The organism is Streptomyces sp. NPDC002574 (genome assembly GCF_042889545.1).
Lineage (GTDB): Bacteria > Actinomycetota > Actinomycetes > Streptomycetales > Streptomycetaceae > Actinacidiphila.
This window is the reverse complement of the sequence record NZ_JBIARB010000007.1, coordinates 17001-33132: the sequence shown is the minus strand read 5'-3', so window position 1 is coordinate 33132 and position 16132 is coordinate 17001. Positions and strand designations below refer to the sequence as shown.

The 16132-nt window shown below is 73.8% G+C and carries 14 protein-coding genes; 7 read left to right on the top strand and 7 right to left on the bottom strand.

Annotation, left to right across the window (positions count from 1 at the left end):
- Positions 1–56: 56 nt before the first annotated feature.
- Together ACFYXS_RS17610 and ACFYXS_RS17605 are read right to left on the bottom strand one after the other, a co-directional pair.
- Positions 57–1355, bottom strand: coding sequence for a hypothetical protein (locus ACFYXS_RS17610; RefSeq protein WP_389248958.1), 1299 nt, complete (start codon positions 1353–1355; stop codon positions 57–59).
- A gap of 202 nt (positions 1356–1557) precedes the next feature.
- Positions 1558–2940 (bottom strand): transcriptional regulator, encoded by a 1383-nt coding sequence (locus ACFYXS_RS17605; RefSeq protein WP_319663001.1) that lies wholly within the window; start codon positions 2938–2940, stop codon positions 1558–1560.
- A 257-nt stretch (positions 2941–3197) separates the two neighbouring features.
- Between ACFYXS_RS17605 and ACFYXS_RS17600 the strand changes: the two genes are divergently transcribed.
- From ACFYXS_RS17600 to ACFYXS_RS17590, 3 genes are read left to right on the top strand one after another with little or no spacing between them, the layout of a single operon-like run.
- Positions 3198–3878 (top strand): bifunctional DNA primase/polymerase, encoded by a 681-nt coding sequence (locus ACFYXS_RS17600; protein WP_389249843.1) that lies wholly within the window; start codon positions 3198–3200, stop codon positions 3876–3878.
- A gap of 37 nt (positions 3879–3915) precedes the next feature.
- A complete protein-coding gene (locus ACFYXS_RS17595; RefSeq protein ID WP_389248956.1) occupies positions 3916–4770 on the top strand; it encodes an ABC transporter ATP-binding protein in 855 nt (284 codons plus the stop codon).
- Positions 4767–6332: a transporter gene (locus ACFYXS_RS17590; protein WP_389248954.1), complete on the top strand. Its 1566-nt coding sequence runs from the start codon at positions 4767–4769 to the stop codon at positions 6330–6332. Before ACFYXS_RS17595 ends, ACFYXS_RS17590 begins: the two co-directional genes overlap by 4 nt.
- A gap of 174 nt (positions 6333–6506) precedes the next feature.
- On the opposite strand, the gene ACFYXS_RS17585 is transcribed toward ACFYXS_RS17590, so the two are convergent.
- Together ACFYXS_RS17585 and ACFYXS_RS17580 are read right to left on the bottom strand one after the other, a co-directional pair.
- The gene (locus ACFYXS_RS17585) at positions 6507–7724 is read right to left on the bottom strand and encodes a maleylpyruvate isomerase N-terminal domain-containing protein (protein WP_389248952.1); all 1218 of its coding nucleotides are present in this window, start codon (positions 7722–7724) and stop codon (positions 6507–6509) included.
- Positions 7721–8269, bottom strand: a complete 549-nt coding sequence (locus tag ACFYXS_RS17580) for a sigma-70 family RNA polymerase sigma factor (RefSeq protein ID WP_389248950.1) — start codon at positions 8267–8269, stop codon at positions 7721–7723. The genes ACFYXS_RS17585 and ACFYXS_RS17580 overlap by 4 nt, the downstream gene beginning before the upstream one ends.
- A 228-nt stretch (positions 8270–8497) precedes the next feature.
- On the opposite strand from ACFYXS_RS17580, the gene ACFYXS_RS17575 reads away from it, so the two are divergent.
- The gene (locus ACFYXS_RS17575) at positions 8498–8875 is read left to right on the top strand and encodes an STAS domain-containing protein (RefSeq protein WP_389248948.1); all 378 of its coding nucleotides are present in this window, start codon (positions 8498–8500) and stop codon (positions 8873–8875) included.
- Between the two features lie 37 nt (positions 8876–8912).
- Here ACFYXS_RS17575 and ACFYXS_RS17570 read toward each other — a convergent pair whose 3' ends face one another.
- Positions 8913–10061: a tetratricopeptide repeat protein gene (locus ACFYXS_RS17570; protein WP_389248946.1), complete on the bottom strand. Its 1149-nt coding sequence runs from the start codon at positions 10059–10061 to the stop codon at positions 8913–8915.
- A gap of 556 nt (positions 10062–10617) precedes the next feature.
- Between ACFYXS_RS17570 and ACFYXS_RS17565 the strand changes: the two genes are divergently transcribed.
- Entirely contained in the window at positions 10618–11094 is a 477-nt protein-coding gene (locus ACFYXS_RS17565; RefSeq protein WP_389248944.1) for an ATP-binding protein, read from the top strand.
- 64 nt (positions 11095–11158) lie between these two features.
- On the opposite strand, the gene ACFYXS_RS17560 is transcribed toward ACFYXS_RS17565, so the two are convergent.
- Entirely contained in the window at positions 11159–12214 is a 1056-nt protein-coding gene (locus ACFYXS_RS17560; RefSeq protein ID WP_389248942.1) for a GlxA family transcriptional regulator, read from the bottom strand.
- A gap of 70 nt (positions 12215–12284) precedes the next feature.
- Between ACFYXS_RS17560 and ACFYXS_RS17555 the strand changes: the two genes are divergently transcribed.
- Complete coding sequence (locus ACFYXS_RS17555) at positions 12285–13619, top strand: MFS transporter (protein ID WP_389248940.1); 1335 nt, start codon at positions 12285–12287, stop codon at positions 13617–13619.
- A 164-nt stretch (positions 13620–13783) separates the two neighbouring features.
- Entirely contained in the window at positions 13784–14629 is an 846-nt protein-coding gene (locus ACFYXS_RS17550; protein ID WP_389248938.1) for a hypothetical protein, read from the top strand.
- A gap of 199 nt (positions 14630–14828) precedes the next feature.
- Here ACFYXS_RS17550 and ACFYXS_RS17545 read toward each other — a convergent pair whose 3' ends face one another.
- Positions 14829–16004, bottom strand: a complete 1176-nt coding sequence (locus ACFYXS_RS17545; RefSeq protein ID WP_389248936.1) for a flavin-containing monooxygenase — start codon at positions 16002–16004, stop codon at positions 14829–14831.
- Positions 16005–16132: the final 128 nt, after the last annotated feature.

Here is a 16132-nt window from a genome sequence, read left to right as displayed (position 1 = left end):
CAGAAAGCCCCGGAGCCGTGTGCTCCGGGGCTTTTCGCGCGGGCGGCCGCGCCCGGTCAGATCTGGGTGTACTGGTGCTCGGTGAGGTCGTACTTCTTGGCGATGGAGTTCCACAGGCCGACGGCCGTCTTCTTGGCGTGCGTGGCGTTGCCGCTCTCGTTGTTGCCGGCGGCGGTCTGCGGAGTGTTGCGGGCCTTGCCGTGCTTGCACATCCGCTTGCCCTGCTTCACCTGGTCGGCCCAGGCCGCGTAGTGGTTGTCGGCGGCGGCCGAGGCCGTCCACGCCTTGTTGAGGGCGTCCACCAGCTCCTGGTGACGGGGCAGTTGGTCCACCGGGAGGGTCTTCAGCCGCGCCATGAGATCACCGCGCTGCTTGGCCGCCGCCCGCAGGTCGCCGGCCGCCTGGTCGAGGTCGTCGCAGTTGGTGATGTTCGCCACCGCGTTGATGACGGACGTGCGGCTGCCGCCGCTCTGCCGCAGCAGCTGGTCCAGCTGCTTGGCCTGGTTCTCCGCCGCGCTCGCGCCGCCCCCGGAGCCGTTGGGCGCCGCGGAGCTCCCGGACGCGTCGGGGGACTGGCTCGAACTCGCCGCCGGGGTGCCGTCGTCCCCGCCGCTCATGAGTGCGCCGGCGAGGAGGCCGGCTATCGCGCAGCCGCCCACCACGATGCCTATGAGGGCCATCGGGGACAGCTTGCGGCCCCGGCGGGGCTCCTCGTAGCCGTCGTAGGCGTCGTACGAGGGGGCCGGGGGCTGCTGCTGGTAAGCCTGCTGCTGCTGGTAGACCGGCGGCTGGTAGGCGGCCTGCGGCTGAAGGTTCTGCTGCTGCGACGGGCTGTCCTGGCGGTACAGGTGGCCGAAGTCGTCCTGCGGCTCCGGCTGGGGCTCCTGCGGGTAGCCGTACGCCGGTGCTGCCGGGGACTGGGGCTGCGGCAGGTGCTGCGCCTGCTGCGGGGAGAGGTCCTCGTAGCGCGGCAGGTGCTGCGTCGCGTCCGCGGGACCCGGGGCGCCGGACCGGACGTCGAAGGGCGCCGACTGGGACGCCGCCGGGAACGGGGGCAGCAGCTGGGTGGCGTCCGCCTGGCCCTGGAACTGCGGCAGGGGCTGCCCAGCGTCCGGGGACACCGGGGGCTGCGCCTGCGGGTAGGGCGGGAACATCTGCGTCGCGTCGCTGTCCGGCACGGGAGCCTGGTGCCCGTAGTAGGGGTCCTGCTGCACCGGCCGGCCCCACGGCTGCCCGCCGGCCGGCCCGCTGCTCCACGCCGGGGGCAGCTCGGGCTCGGGTGCGCGCCCCTGTGCGGGCAGCACCACGCCCTCGTGCACCTCCGGATACGCCTCGTCACCGCGTCCGCCGTGCATCACCGCTACCTCTGCCTTCTCCGTCGACACGGAATCGTCGGCTCACGCTACCGGGTCGGCTTCGCAAGGCACCACGCCGCGGGGGGCCACGAGGACCCCGACGGGCGCCTCGGCGCAGAACAAGGTGCCCGCGGTGGTGGGTTGATGTCGTTCGCATAACAATTCGGATTCGCCCTCCGGTCATCCGGAGGGCGAACCGCCGTTACGCCGCCGCCTCCTGCTCCTCCAGGCGGGCGTCGAACTCCCGGACCGCCGACTCCGCCGCGTACGGCTGGAGGCGCGTCCGCAGGTCCTCCAGGTACTCCGCCCCGCGGTTGGAACGCAGCGTGGACAGCAGTTCCACGGCCTGTGCCCCGGTGTGGCAGGCCTGTTCGACCTCGCGCTGCTGCACCTGCGCCTGGGCCAGCACCAGGAGCCCGATCGCGCGCCGGCGGGCCTTCTCGGGCCCCAGGGCGGACAGCGCCTCCTCGGCGCGGCGCGCGGCCTGCGGCGCCTGGTTGAGGTCGCGGTGGCAGTGCGCCAGCTCGTCGGCGAGGTAGGCCTGGTTGAAGTGGGCGATCCAGTCCGGGTCGTCCTCCGGGGCCGAGCGCTCCAGCGCCTCCACGGCCTGCCCGGCCACCGCGCCGCAGGCCCGCGCGTCGCCCATCAGCGCGTGGCCGCGTGCCTCCGCGGCGTAGAACATGGCCTGCGCCGTCGCGGTGACCTGGCCGCGGGCGCCCTCCTGCGCGGCGCGGGCGAGTTGGGCGATCTCGCGCGGATTGCCGAGCTGCGCGGCGAGGTGGCTCATCCCGGCCGCCAGCACGTAGCCCCCGTACGCGCGGTCGCCGGCCGCCTGGGCCAGCCGCAGCGCCTGGATGTAGTAGCGCTGGGCGAGTCCCGGCTGCCCGGTGTCGACCGCCATGTAGCCGGCGAGCTCCGTCAACCGCGCGACGGCGGAGAAGAGCTGACGCCCCGTCGCCTCGCGGTAGGAGCCCGCGAGGAGTCCGGAGACCACGCTGTTGAGGTAGTGCACCACCACCGGGCGCACGTGTCCGCTGCCGAAGCGGTGGTCGAGTTCGTTCAGCGCCCGGGTCGTGGCCCGTACGGCCTCCACGTCGGACATGCCGACCCGCGGGCCGCCGGTGCGCGCGACCTGCGTGTCGGCCCGGGTGATCAGCCAGTCACGGCTCGGCTCGACCAGCGCGGAGGCGGCCACGGAGGAGCCGGTCAGGAAGTCGCGGCGGCCGACGTCGCTGCGCCACAGCTCGCAGACCTGCTCGATCGCGCCCAGGACGGTGGGCGAGAAGTGCAGCCCGACACCGGTCGCGAGGTTCTTGCCGTTGGCCATGCCGATCTCGTCGATCGTCACGGTGCGGCCCAGCTTGCGGCCGATCGCCTCGGCGATGATCGCCGGGGCCCGGCCCCTGGGCTGCTGGCCGCGTAGCCAGCGGGCCACCGAGGTCTTGTCGTAGCGCAGGTCGAGGCCGTGCTCCGCCCCGCACATATTGACCCGGCGGGCCAATCCGGCGTTGGAACAGCCGGCTTCCTGGATCAGTGCCTGCAGCCTTTCGTTGGGCTGACGTGCGACGAGCGGTCGTGCGGCCATGGGCTCCCCCTCATAGCTGCCGCTTGTGCGGGACCTCAAGATCCCTTGCTTGAAGATCCCTTCCCGGTACGCGCCTCTCGGATTCGCCGCAAACGCCATAATTTGCGGCGGGATGCATGCCTACACACCCAAGAGTGATTACCCGGATCATGTACGACCCTCTACCGCGCGCCCCCGTGCGTGCACCCGTGCGCCCGTCATGACCCGCGAAGTGGACTCGTCACCGCCCGTAACCCGTGCTCAGCGCCGCAGTTGTGATGGTCGTGGAAGACACCGTGGACGACACCCTCACAGCCCCCCGGCAGACCGCCGGCCAACTCCTCGACACCGCGGTCCGTTACGCGGAGGAGCGGCACTGGGATGTGCTCCCCGGAGCCTGGCTCACCGACGGGACCGGTCCGGCCGCGGGTTCCGGCGGCCGGCGCACCCCGTACTGCTCGTGCGGCGCGCCCCGCTGCCCGGCGCCCGGCGCGCACCCGCTCACGGCCGACTGGATCGGGCAGGCGAGCGGGAGCGCCGCGGCCGTGCGCCGGATGTGGCTGGCCCAGCCGGACGCCTCGATCCTGCTGCCGACCGGCCGCACCTTCGACGCCATCGACGTCCCCGAGGTCGCCGGCTGCCTCGCGCTCGCCCGGATGGAGCGGATGGAGCTGCCGCTGGGCCCGGTGATCGGCACCCCGGACCGGCGGCTGATCTTCTTCGTGCTCCCCGGCGCCGGGGCGAAGGTGCCCGATCTGCTGCGGCGGCTCGGCTGGTCGCCGTCCTCGCTCGACCTGGTCGTGCGCGGCGAGGGCGACTGGATCCCGGCCCCGCCCACCCGGCTGGCGGGCGGCCAGACCGTCCAGTGGGCCCGCAAGCCCACCGCGGTCAACCGCTGGCTGCCCGACACCGAGGAACTGCTCAGCCCCCTCGCCTACGCGTGCGGGCGGACCAGGTAGCCGCCGCACTGTCGGCGCGGCGGCATAGGCTGGCCGGATGCCGAACGAACCCGCCACGCCGCCCGCCGTGCGCGTCCAGGGACTCTGGAAGCGCTTCGGGCAGCAGATCGCCGTCGCCGGGATCGACCTGACGCTGCCCGCCGGTCACTTCGTCGGGCTCGTCGGTCCCAATGGCGCGGGCAAGACGACGACGTTGTCCATGGTCACCGGGCTGCTGCGGCCGGACGACGGCACGGTCGACGTCGCCGGCGCCGACGTCTGGCGCGACCCGGTCGCCGTGAAGTCCCGTATCGGTGTGCTGCCGGAGGGGCTGCGGCTCTTCGAGCGGCTCACCGGGCGCGAGCTGCTCGCGTACACCGGGCGGCTGCGCGGCATCCCGGGAGCCGAGACCGACCGCAGGGCGGCCCAGCTGCTGGACGTCCTGGACCTGGCCGGGTCCGCGAACAAGCTGGTCGTCGACTACTCGACCGGCATGCGCAAGAAGATCGGGCTCGCGGCGGCGCTGCTGCACAACCCCGAAGTGCTCTTCCTGGACGAGCCGTTCGAGGGCGTCGACCCGGTCTCCGCCCAGGTGATCCGCGGCGTCCTGGAGCGTTACACCGCCTCGGGCGCGACGGTCGTCTTCTCCTCCCACGTCATGGAACTGGTGGAGAGCCTGTGCGACTGGGTCGCCGTGATGGCGTCCGGCCGGATCGTCGCGCAGGGGCGGCTCGCGGACGTCCGCGGGCAGGCGGCGACGCTGCAGGACGCCTTCCTCACGCTCGTGGGGGCGCACGACCGCGCGGAGGGCCGCGAACTGGACTGGCTCGGCGGAGGCGGGACCGGTGCGGCCGGGACCGGCGGCACCGGCGGCACCGGCAAGGCCGGCGGCCGGGGAGCGGGACGGCCGTGACGGGGACCTTCGTACGGCTCAAACTGTCCGTCATCCGCAACGGACTGAGGCAGTCGACCGGCCGCACGGTGGGCTGGATCGTCGGCACGCTCGTCGCCCTGGTGTACGCGCTCGGCCTCTCCGCGGGCCTGGTCGTCCTGCACGGGAACGACTACGCGCAGGCGGCGGCCGTCGGCGCCGGGACCGTCCTCGCCGTCGCCTGGGCGGCGATGCCGCTGTTCGTCTTCGGCGGCGACGACACCCTCGACCCCACCCGGCTGGCGATGCTGCCGCTGCGCCCCCGCCCGCTGATCGTCGCGCTGCTGGTCTCCTCCCTGGTGGGTGTCGGACCGCTGCTGACGGTGCTGGTGGCGACCGGCGCCGCGGTGGCCGTGGCCCACGGGGCGGCGTCGGTGGCGGCGGCGATCGTCGCCGTGCCCCTCGTGGTGGTGCTGTGCGTAACCCTGTCGCGGGCCGTCGCGGCCGCCAACACCCGGCTGCTCACCAGCCGCAGGGGGCGCGACTTGGCGCTGCTGAGCGGCGTGCTCGTCGCCGTCGGCGCGCAGTTGGTCAACCTCGGCGCCAACGCCCTCGCCTCCGGCAAGGGTCTGGAGCGGCTGGAGGGCGTCACCTCCGTGCTGCGCTGGCTGCCGCCCGCCTCGGCCCTCGACGCGGTGCACGCGGCCGGTACGGGGGCGTACGGGCTCGCCGCCGTCCAACTCCTGTGGACCGCGGCCGTGCTGGCCGGCGTCCTGATCTGGTGGCACCACAGCCTGGACCGGCTGATGACCCGTCCCGACTCCTCCACCCTCCAGGCGTCCGGGCCGGCGCGCGTACGCAGCACGCGCAGGCTGTTCCCAGAGGGCCGCACGGGGACGGTCATGGAGCGCCAGTTCCGCTACGCCTGGCGCGACCCGCGCACCAAGGCCGCGTGGGCCACCGCGCTGGCCGTGGGACTGCTGCTGCCGGTGGTCTCGGCCGTGCAGCACGGCAGCGTGTACTCCGCGTGCTGGGCCGCCGGCCTGCTCGGCCTGCAGATGTACAACCAGTTCGGCATGGACGGCTCCGCCTTCTGGACCGTCGCGGCGACGATCTCCTCCCGCGAGGACGCCTACGCGGAACTGCGGGCCCGCGCGCTGGCGATCGCGGTCGTGGCCGTCCCGTACGTCGCCGTGGTCACGGTCGGGGCGGCGCTGCTCCTGCACCGCCTCGACGCGGCGCCGGAGACGCTCGGGCTCTCCTTCGCCCTGCTCGGCGCGCTGATCGCCACGGGCGCGTGGGCCAGCGTCCGCTTCCCCTACTCCATGCCCCGGGAGAACCGCTTCGGCAGCTCCGCCGCTCCGGGACAGGGCAGCCTGGTCTGGCTCAGCCTCGTCGGCGGCGCGGGCATGGGGACCGTGCTCACGCTCCCGGTGCTCGGGCTGCTGATCTGGCTGCACGTCGCCGACCGCCACGGCGCGCTGTGGCTCGTCCTGCCCGTCGGCTGCGTCTACGGTGCGGTGCTCGCGGCCGCGGGTGTGCGGGCGGCTGCGCCGCGCATGCACAGGCGGTTGCCGGAGATTCTGGCGGCGGTCAGCAAGTAGCGCTGCGCTGCGCCAGGCCGGTCCGGGGTGGTCCGGGCTGCGGTGGTGTGTTCTGTGCGGGTGGGGTGTGGCTGGTCGCGCGGTTTCCCGCGCCCCTGGGGTGTCTGAGGCGCGTCGTTGGGTGCGGGTGCGTGCGGGCTGGTCGCGCGGTTCCCCCGCGCCCCTTGGGGGGTGTCAGAGGCGGGAGAGGGAGGCGGTGGCGAGGAGGATGTCGCGGATGGCGTCGGGGTCGCCGCCGCGGCCCGCGGCGATGCGGGTGGGGGGCAGGTGGCCGGCGGCGAGCTGGCAGAAGTCGATCTGGTCGACGGCCAGTTCCGCGACGACGTTGTCAGGCGAGCCGAGGGCGCCCGGCGAGTCGAGGCAGATGTACCAGTGCCCGCCGCCCGTGCCCTCGACGTGCAGGTCGAGCGTGCGGCCGGGGGTGCCCGCGCGCACCAGACGTGCGGGGGAGTCCGCGAGCCCGGCCTGGCGCAGGCCCGCGAGCGCCAGCGGCAGCATGCGCGCGGCGAGGTCGATCATGCTGTTGAGGTGCGCCGGCGCGGGCGGCCCGTACTCGGGGTAGTCCAGCGCCTGGGCGATGTCCTCGGCGTGGATCCAGCACTCGAAGGCACGGTCGATGAGGGCGTCCCGCATGGGCACCACGATGTCCGTGAAGTCGACGGGCAGGCCGCCGGTACCGGTGCCCGCGAAGGACAGGGTGCGCACGATGTCCCGGGTCTGGGTGCGCCACTTGTTGCGCACGAAGCCGCGCGTGTGGTGGCGGCAGCGCTCCCCGGCCAGTTCGGTGCGCTCCAGCCGGGTGCGGGGCGCCCCGGGGCCGAGCGGGTCGTCGAGGCCGAGCGCGGTGGCGACGACGCCGTCCACCGAGCCGAGGTGGGCCAGCACCCCGCAGAGCGTCAGTTCGCGCTCGCCGCCGGCCCAGACGAGCTGGACCGGCAGGTCCCACTCGTGCTCGCCGAGGTCGGACAGGAGCGCGTCGAGCCGTGCGGTCTCCGCGTCGTAGGGCGCGGCCCACGGGGGGACGGGGATGCGCGCGGGGCGGCGTCCGAGGCAGCCCTCCAGGACGCGGGCGCGCAGCAGGGGGTCGAGGTCCAGGGACTCCTCCTGGTGGAGGAGTTCGACGGCCCGGCGCAGCCGCAGTGCCTCGTCCGCGCACGGCGCGCACGAGGTGAGGTGCTCGTCCACGGCGAGCGACTCGTCGCGCGAACAGGCGGACAGCGCCCAGGCACCCAGGAGGGAGCGGAGCACGCGGTGGTCGTACCGGGGCTGTTCGGGCTGCATGGTCACGCTTTCCGGGAGCGGGCCGTCCTCGGCGGCACCGCGGGGCGTCGGCACACGGGGCGGGGTGGTCCCGTGCGGGGAGTTGTCGCCGTCCTCGGCGGGTCCGGTCACAGGGCACGCCCCTCGGGGGCGGGGTCCTGCATGGCGGTGGAGAGCAGCTGCAGCCCGAGCCGCAGCCGGCGGCGGGCCTCGTCGTCGGTGACGCCGAGGTCGACGGCGGCCTCGCGGTAGTCCATGCGGCGGCGGTAGGCGAGGTCGAGCGCCTGGCGCAGGGGCTCGGGCATGGAGGTCACGATGTAGTCGGCGCGGGCGGCGGTGTTCGCCTCCCTGAGCCGGTTCTCGACCTCCTCCGGGGTGCCCTCGCCGTGGTTCTCGGACAGCCGCAGGCGGTGGACGGCCTGCTTCTGGGTGAGCCCGGCGACCCAGGAGCGCAGCGAACCCTGCTTGGGGTCGTAGGCGTCCGGGTTCTCCCAGATGTAGCCGAAGACCTCACGGGTGATCTGCGCGGCGGTCTCCTCGTCGTCCATCACACGGTGGGCGAGGCTGTGCACGAGGGAGGCGAAGCGGTCGTACAGCTCTCCGAGGGCTGCTTCCTCGCCGCGGGCGAGGCGTTGCTGCATCTTGCGGTCCCAGCGGGTTGGTGCGGATGCCGCCATGCGTCGTCCCCCCTCTTCGCCTTTGTCGCCGTCGCCCGACTCCGGTCGTCCTGCCTCGCATCGAATGTATCCGCCCGGTGCTGTCGTGTACGCCGCCTTGGGGCAAGCTTCTGCCGAAACTGATCAATTCTGGTAATGCGTTATCCGGGTGTGACCGAAAGATTGCGAGGAAGCGGCGTGGGCAGGGCATAGGGTCAACAGAATCGGTGACGTGAGAAGGGCCAGACAGTGGCGTTGAAGGTGACGCACGACGAACGGGACGGCTGGACGATCCTGACCGTTTCCGGCGAATTGGACCTCGTGACCGCCCCCGCCGTACGGCAGCACGTGCACGACGCCGTCGCCGACGGACGGCACAGCCTCGTACTGGACCTGGCCGGTGTGGACTTCTGCGACTCCAGCGGGGTCGGCGTGCTCATCGCCGCCCGCCGCCTGATGCGCTCCTGCGCGGGGCGGCTGCGGCTGATCCTGCCCTCCGACGTGCGGGGGAACGGCGCCGCGCACGTCAACAAGGTGCTGGCCGCGCTGGGAGTGCGGCGGCTGTTCGAGGTGTTCCCCGACATCGAGGCGGCGACCGACGACGAGGCGGGGCCGCTGTCGGCCTGACGCGCCGGCCGCCCCGCCCGCCCCCCTGCGGGAGGTCCTACGAGTCCGCGGGTGCCGGGCCCAGCGTCGTGGTGCCGATCGCCGCGCGGTGGCCGAGCCCCGTGCGGTAGGCGTCCAGCGCGGCCTCGACGCGTCCGGCGCGCCGCAGCAGATCGCCCAGCAGCCGGCAGATGTCCGCCAGGTCCCCGGCGGCGCCCGCGCGTTCCAGCAGGGCCAGGGCGGAGACGTAGTGCTCCTCCGCGGCCTCCGGGTCGCCGCGCTCCTCGGCCAGCAGCCCCAGCAACCGGTGCGCACCGCCCGCGTGGACCGCGCCGCGCCAGGGGCCGAGCTGGTCCAGCAGCCGGGTCAGCAGCTCCTCGGCCTCGGTGGGCTTGCCGCGCCGGCGCAGCACGTCGGCGAGCTCGACCTCGACCTGCACGGTGAACAGCACCGAGCGTCCGGCCGCCAGCATGTCGCGGGCGGTGCGCAGTTCGCGCTCGGCCTGCTCCAGATCGCCGTCCTGGGAGTGGACGTAGCCGCGCATCCAGTGGCAGTGCGCCAGATCCGTGTGCAGTTCCAGGCGCTGGAAGATCTCCTGGGCCTTGGCGAGGGAGGCCTCGGCCTCGCCGGTGCGTCCCGCGACGATCAGGGTGCGGGCGATGCTGCGGTGCATCAGCGCGACGAGGGCCGGGTCGGCGGCGTCGGGCGCGAGGTTGAGGGCCTGCTCCGCGGCGTGCGCGGCGCGGGCGTAGGCCCCCAGGTCGGTGTACGGGCCGATCGCCGCGACGTGCAGCATCAACAGCGCGTCGGGGTCGGGACGTCCGCCTGCGGACACCGCCTCCGTCTCCAACCGTGCGATGCCCTCCTCCAGCAGGTGGGAGGCGTACCGCACCTCGCCGGCCAGCAGGTGCGAGACCGCCCGGCCGCGCAGCGCGGTGGCCCGGCGCGCCGGGACCGTGGCGGGGTCGGCGTCGAAGAGGCGCCCGGCGTTCTCGAAGTGGGCCCGGGCCTCCATGAGTTCGCCCGCGTCGAGGGCGGCCTCGCCAAGGCGCAGCCGCACCTGAGGATCGTCCAGATCCTCCTCCAGGACATCCTGCGTGCGGTCCCGGTCGTCCTGTGCGCCCACCGTGCCCCATTCCCTCCGGATCTCTTGCGGAGGAGGGTACGCGGCTTTGCGCCGACCATGCCTCACGCTTTCGTAAAGCACGTCGGCGGCCGGTGCGCGAACGCCTCGCGCGGCGGCCCGCGGCTGCCCACCCGGGTGCGGGCCGGAGGTGCATCCGGGCGGGAAACGGGCAGGGGTTCCGGAGCGCGGGGCGGTCCGTCGCGGACGGTGAGGCGGCACACGCGGAGCGTCCGGCCAATCGTGCACTTTGCGAAATTTAGTGAGGTGTGCCGGATTTGTCCGAGATAAGTGGTGACCAGTGTCGATATCGTGTTGTGTCCGAGGTGTGACTCGTCACGCCATGGAGTCGGGGGTCGCCTCGGGTACGCTCCATCGGGTGCGTGTGGTGCAGGAGCGCGACGTGAGCGGTCGGAGCACGGTCCAAGGGCCGGGCAGGCGGCCGATGTCGGGCTGTGCGTATTCGCCCCGTAATGAGCCCCGCACAGTATGCAGCACCCCTCCCCCTTCGCGCTGGAATATGCCCGAAGCGCTTGTTGGGGTGACTGTCGGTCAATCATGCTGTGTGGCGAAGGGGTCACGCTTGGTGACCTCGCCGAGGCGCGAGGCGATGTGTCCGCCGGTTCGGATGGTGTGAGCAGTGCAGATGCTCCAGGTTCAGCTAGAGGTAGGTCCCGACCCGGCCGAGGTGGGCCGGGCCCGCAGTTGGGCGCGGTCGCGTCTGGCCGGCTCCGGCATAGGGGCCGACGAGCCCGTCGCGGAGACGTTGATCCTGCTGATCTCCGAGCTGGTCACCAACGCGGTGGTCCACACGGGCTGCCCCGCGGTGCTGCGGATGCTCTTCCGGTCCTCCGGCGCCTCGCAGGGCCAGGAGCGCGACACCGTACGGGTCGAGGTGGAGGACACCAGTGACGCCCCGCCGCGACCGCGGCACGCGGACAAGGACGAGACGGGCGGGCGCGGCTTGGAACTCGTGGACGGCCTGGCGGACCGCTGGGGCTGGCAGCGCGAGGGTGCGGGCAAGCAGATCTGGTGCGAGATCGACCGCTGCGCACGGGGCCAGGCGATCGTGCCGACGCAGGCGACCGGCGGCCTGATCGGCCGCCCGGCGTTCTGAGGACCGCGACCGCACGTCCGTGGTTCCCCCGGCGGCGCCCCCGCCCTCTGCGCGCGCAGGGGCCTCAGCCGGTCGCGGTGTCCCGGAAGGTGCGCCGGTAGGCGGTCGGTGAGACGCCGAGCGCCGCCTGCAGGTGCTGCCGCATCGAGGCCGCGGTGCCGAACCCCGCGTCGCGGGCGACCTGGTCGACCGAGAGGCCGCTGGACTCCAGCAGGTGCCGGGCCCGTTCGACGCGCTGCTGCACCAGCCACTGACCGGGACTGATGCCGACCTCCTCGCGGAACCTGCGGGTGAAGGTGCGCACGCTCATGGACTCCTTCCCGGCCAGCTCCCGCAGCGTCAGCGGATGGTCCAGACGGCTCAGCGCCCACGCCCGCGCGGTCGCCGTCGTGGCCAACTGCGGTTCCGGGACGGGCCGCTGGACGTACTGGGCCTGGCCGCCCTCGCGGTGCGGCGGCACGACGGTGCGCCGGGCGCTGGCGTTGGCGACGGCGGAGCCGTGGTCCCGGCGCAGGAGGTACAGGCACAGGTCGATGCCGGAGGCGACACCCGCCGAGGTCAGGATGTGCCCGTTGTCGACGTACAGGACGTCCGGCTCCACCCGCACCCGGGGGTAGAGGCGCTGGAAGTGCTCGGTGCTGGACCAGTGCGTGGTGGCGCGCAGTCCGTCGAGGTAGCCGGCCGCGGCGAGGAAGTACGAGCCGGTGCAGATGGAGACCAGCCGGGCGCCGGGGCGGATGCGGGCGAAGGCCGCCGCGAGGCCGGGGGAGAGCCGGCCGTCGGAGTGGGCGCTGTCGTGCTCGTGCGCCGCCGGGACGATGACGGTGTCGGCCTCCTCCAGGATCTCCGGACCGTGGTGGACGGCGATCTCGACGTCGGCTTCGGCGCGCACGAGGCCGGGACCGCCCGGGGTGCAGGTGCGCACCTCGTACAGGTCCGTACCGTCCGGGGTCCGTGCCCCGCCGAAGATGCGGTGGGGGATGCCGAGTTCGAACGGGATCACCCCGTGCTGCACCAGGACGGCGACGCGGTGCGGCTTCACGAGGGTGGTCGATCCCGCGGCGGGTTCCGCGGCGGGTTCTTCGGAGGGTTCTGCTGCGGTCTCCAAGGGCGCGGCCATGGCCCGATCCTCGCACATCATGGCCATCCGGCCACTCGTTGCGGGAGAACCGGTGCCGGATGCTCGTCTGGTGACGCAGACTCCGGAGCTTCCCGCCCAGCCCCTGAGGGATCTCGCCCTCCCCGCCCCCCGTCCACCGCGCGGGCCCCGTGTGCACCGCGCCTGGTACGTCGCCGTCGCCGGCTTCGTCACGCTCGTCGGCGCGGCGGGCTTCGCCTCCCTGCCCGGCCTGCTGATCGAGCCGCTGCACAGCGAGTTCGGCTGGTCGCGCGGCATGATCGGGTTCGCGGTGTCGGTGAACCTGGCGCTGTACGGCCTCACGGCGCCGTTCGCCGCCGCGCTGATGGACCGGTTCGGCATGCGGCGGGTGGTCGTCGCCGCGCTTCTCACGATCGCCACCGGCGCGGGCCTGACCGTCTTCATGCGGCAGAGCTGGCAGTTGGTCCTGCTGTGGGGCGTGCTCGTCGGACTGGGCAGCGGCTCCATGGCGCTGGCCTTCGCCACCACCGTCACCAACCGCTGGTTCGACAAGCGCCGCGGCCTGGTCACCGGCATCCTGACGGCGGCGGGCGCGGCCGGCCAACTGGTCTTCCTGCCGGGGCTGTCGGTGATCGTCGAGCACGCGGGCTGGCGCTCCGCCACGCTCACCGTCGCCGGTGCCGCGCTGCTGGTCGCGCCCTTCGTCTGGCTCCTGCTGCGCGACCACCCGGCCGACGTCGGGCTCGCCCCCTACGGCGCCGCGCAGTTCGTGCCCAAGCCGCCCCCGGTGACCGGCGCGGCCGTCCGCGCCCTGAGGGCGCTGGCCGGCGCCGCGAAGGGCGGGCCGTTCTGGCTGCTCGCGGGCACTTTCGCGATCTGCGGGGCGTCGACGAACGGGCTGGTCAAGACCCACTTCGTCCCCGCCGCCCACGACCACGGCATGCCGGTGACGGCCGCCGCGTCGCTGCTCGCCGTCATCGGCGTCTTCGACATCGTGGGCACGGTCGCCTCCGGCTGGTTCACCGACCGCTTCAGCCCGCGGCGCCTGCTGGCCACGTACTACGGGCTGCGCGGGCTGTCGCTGATGTTCCTGCCGGTGCTCATGGCCGGCACCGTGCACCCGCCCATGGTGCTGTTCATCGTCTTCTACGGACTCGACTGGGTCGCCACGGTCCCGCCGACCATCGCCCTGTGCCGTGAGTTCTACGGTGCCGACAGCGCCATCGTGTTCGGCTGGGTCCTCGCCTCCCACCAACTCGGCGCCGCCCTGGTGGCCTTCCTCGGCGGCGCGGCCCGCGACGCCTTCGGCACGTACGACCTGGTCTGGTACGCCTCCGGGGCGCTGTGCGCCATCGCCGCGCTCATGGCGCTGGTGATCCGCCGGGGTGCCCCGCGGACGCCCCTGGCGGCCTCACTGGCCGCCTGAGGGCCCCGCTCGGCCCCCGGGAGGGGGCGGCCAAGTGGTCGTCCCCTCCCGGGCGCAGCGTGATGCGCATGGGGTGGGGGAGACCATCCGGGAGACTTTCCGGAAGTCCGTGGGACGACGCCGGGAGGGCGGCCGCCGTCACGGCCTACTGCGCGGTGGGGGCGGTGGCGCTGACGGTCCAGACCGTCGCCGCCCCGGCACTGGAGTCGTTCTACGGGCCGTCCGGCGGCGGGCTCCTGGTGTGCCTGTTCCCGGTCCTCCTCGTCGCCCTCTGGGGCGGTGGTGTGGCCGCCTCCCTGCTGCACGCCCTGCCCGCCGCCGCTCTCGGCCACGCCCTGTCGCGCCGTGCCGGGCTGCCGCGTGCGCTGTGCTGCCTGGTGGCCGAGGCGGTGCTCGCCGCCGTACTCGCCGCGTCGGCCCCATCGTTGGGCCTGCCGTACCTGACGGTATGGTGCTGGATCGCCGGCGCCGGCGCCGCCCCCGTGCTGGCCGCCTCGTTCTACGCCGTTGGCCCGAACCCGCAAGGGAAGACCGGATGGCCGCGCCAGAAGCAGGTGGCCTTCCAGATCTCCGTCGTCGGCGTCGCGCTGGTCGGAGTCGTCTTCGCGGGCGGCCTGGTGGCGTACGGGACGGGCCTGGTGAAGGAGTACGAGCCGCCGGTCCTGGACTCGGGGGCCGACTACGCGGGCACCTGGCGCGACGAGTTCGACGGCGTCATCCGCTTCTCGGCGGACGGGACCTTCACCGCGCGGGGCATCCGCGAGTACGACGCGGACGCGTCGGGCCTGTACAGCTACTACGTCGGCCGTTCCGGCCCCGGGACGTGGCGGTACGTCGAGGAGGGCGGGGGCGGGGTGCCCGGCGGCCTCACGCTCGCCTTCGGTGACGGCGGCCCCGAGATGGGCCAGTGGTCGTCGCGGGGCACCGAGGCCCGGCCGGTGCTCTACCAGGAGCTGGGCGATCCGGATCGCGCGATCCGGTACCTGCTCAGGAAGGACCCCGCCCCGTGACCCCGGCAGCGGGTGGGCCGGCGGGTGCCGTGGAAGGCGGGCCGGCCGGCTGAGGGGGAGAGGGCCGGCCGGTCCGCCGGAACGGGGGTGGTGCCGGGACCGCGCCGGTACGGACGGCGCGGTGGCTGCGATCGGTGTGCGCGGTGTGCGCGGGCGCCGTGGCGCCCACACCTCTTCGATACCCACCGTGGCGGCACGACTACCGTCTGGCAACGGATTTGGCGATCCGTCGTGCGTCGATGGCCATTTCGCGGAGGTTGCCGCTGATCGGGTTGGTGAAGCCGGTGAAGTACAGGCCGGGCGCGTTTTCGGGGCTGCGACCGCCGTGCACCGAGGGCCGCCCGCGGTCGTCGAGCACGCCGAGGTGGCCGACCAGCGGTTCCAGGCCCCGCCGGTAGCCGGTCGCCGCGATGACGGCCTCCGGGGTGAGCCGCGTGCCGTCCGCGAGCAGGACCTCGCGGCCGTCGAAGCCCTCGACGGCGGCCACCGGTTCGACCTTGCCCGCCTGCACGGCGGCGATGAGGCCGACGTCCTGGACCGGAATGGCGCCCTCGCGCACCCGGGAGTACAGGCCGGTCTGCGGCCGCGGCATCCCGTGGGCCGACAGGTCGGGAACCGAGAGCCGCTCGACGTAGGGCGCGACGCCGTCCACCAGCCGCGTCGGCAGGCGGCGCACCATGATGCCGGTGCGCTGCGCGGGCCACCCGGCTGTGGAGCGGCGCATGATGTGCGGAGGGGTGCGCACCGCCAGGCGGACGCGGGCCGCCCCGGCCTCGACCAGGTCGACGGCGATCTCGGCGCCGGTGTTGCCGACGCCGACGACGAGCACGTCCCGGCCCGCATAGGCCGTGCCGTTGCGGTAGTCGGACGCGTGCAGCAACTCGCCGTCGAAGGTGTCGAGGCCGGGCCAGTCCGGAAGGTGCGGGGTGTGGTTGAAGCCGGTGGCGACCACGATGCTGCGGGCGGTCAGCTTGCGGCCGCCGGTGGCCGGGAGCGCCCAGCCGGCCGCGGGGCCCTCCGTGCGCTCGATGCGGGACACCTCGATCCCGGTGGCGACGTCGAGGTCGTGGAACTGCGCGTACTGCTCCAGGTAGCGCACCACGTCGTCGCGGCCCACCCAGCGGCCGTAGGACCGCGGGATGGCCAGGCCCGGCAGCGCGGACAGCCGTCTGGTGGTGTGCAGGCGCAGCCGTTCGTAGTGGCCGCGCCAGGACGCGCCCACGGCGCCGGAGCGTTCGACGACCAGGGTGCGCACGCCGCGGTGCCGCAGTGAGGCCGCCACGGCCAGCCCGCCGGGCCCGGCGCCGATGACGATGGCGTCCGGTGCGGCCGCGCCCGGTATCGGGGCGACGGCGGAGGCGGAGGTGTCGGTCATGTCGTACTCCTGTGGCTGGCCGGGGGGCGAGGTCACTCCGGAAGGTAGCGCGCTTCACCGTCGGCGCCTTGCGGAGGAGTGCCCGTATCCGGCCAATTGGTGCTGCGGCGGGGGGTACTTCGGGTATC